Origin of the sequence: Sulfurihydrogenibium sp., assembly GCF_027448985.1 — a bacterium.
Classification (GTDB): domain Bacteria; phylum Aquificota; class Aquificia; order Aquificales; family Hydrogenothermaceae; genus Sulfurihydrogenibium.
On sequence record NZ_DAIDMN010000157.1, the window covers coordinates 1 to 1,269 of the forward strand.

The following is a 1,269-nucleotide window of genomic DNA, read 5'->3' on the forward strand; positions in this document are numbered from 1 at the left end:
GTTTAGATTTCAAATAAAAAATTCTATAAAAGCAGCACTAATACCTATACTTAACAACCTTCAAACACTTGGCATAATATGGATTCCAGGAATAACAGCCGGAATGGTCTTAGCAGGAGCAAATCCTATCCATGCTGTGTTTTTTCAACTTGTTATAATGTTTAGTATGGTTGCGGTAGCTATTTTAACATCTTACTTTGCTACAAACTTGAGTTACAAAAAAATACTATGGTCCATTTAATAAGATTTATTTACAACTTAGTTTTGTTTGTAGGATTTTTTATTTTTGCTCCATTTTGGATTCTTTTCAGCAAAAAAAACGGTTATAGTGTAGGATTTTTAGAAAGATTGGTTGTTAAAACAAAAAAATTAAATTCAAGACCTGTGTGGATTCATTGTGCAAGTACAGGAGAGATAAAAACAGCGTTACCTATCATTAATTACATCTCTTCACAAAAAGAAGTTTTACTTACAGTTTTTTCTCCAAGGTCATACGAATTTGCAAAAAAATATATAGAAAATGTAAATGTTGTTTTTTTACCCTTTGATTTTGGATTCTTAATAAGAAAATTTTTAAAGGTTTACAAACCAAAAGTGTTAATCATAGAGGAAGGAGAATTTTGGTTTAACCTTATTTACTTTTCATCAAAGGAAATTCCTGTTTTATCAATAAATACAAGACTTCCAAAAAATATCAACAACATTTATTACAAAGAAATTTTAAACAGATTTTCAAAATTCATAGTAAAAAACATCAAAGATAAAGAATTATTAAGCAACATTGTAAGTGAAGATAGAATAACGGTGTGTGGTAACTTAAAGCTTTTATCTCAAATAAACCAAAAAAATATAAATTTAGATAAAGCTGGTAGAAAGATTATCCTTGCCGGAAGTACCCACAATCCGGAAGAAGAGATATTAATTCAAGTGTTTGATGAAATAAAAAGACAGTATCCGGAAATCTCTCTTGTTTTAGCTCCAAGACATATAGAAAGAGTAAAAGAGATAATAAATCTAATCAATAAATATGGATTTTCATACTCTCTAAGGTCTAACACTACCATTATAAATACTGATATCTATATAGTAGACACCGTTGGAGAACTTTCTTCTTTATACAAGTTTGCTGATGCTGTATTCGTAGGTGGAACAATAGCAAAAGTTGGAGGACATAATATATTTGAACCTATTTTAAGTGGTAAAAAAGTGATAATCGGTAAAAATTTTTCAAAAATTCAAGACCTTGTAGAAGAAGCAAAAAATTTAAAT

2 protein-coding genes are annotated in these 1,269 nt (G+C 28.4%); both read left to right on the top strand.

All coding sequences use genetic code 11. The features are described from left to right. A partial coding sequence (locus NE054_RS08235; protein WP_297890498.1) for an ABC transporter permease occupies positions 1 to 241 on the top strand: 241 nt, incomplete at its 5' end. Beyond that, positions 229 to 1,269: glycosyltransferase N-terminal domain-containing protein (locus NE054_RS08240; protein WP_297890500.1), on the top strand; the 1,041-nt coding region annotated here is incomplete at its 3' end. The genes NE054_RS08235 and NE054_RS08240, both read left to right, overlap by 13 nt.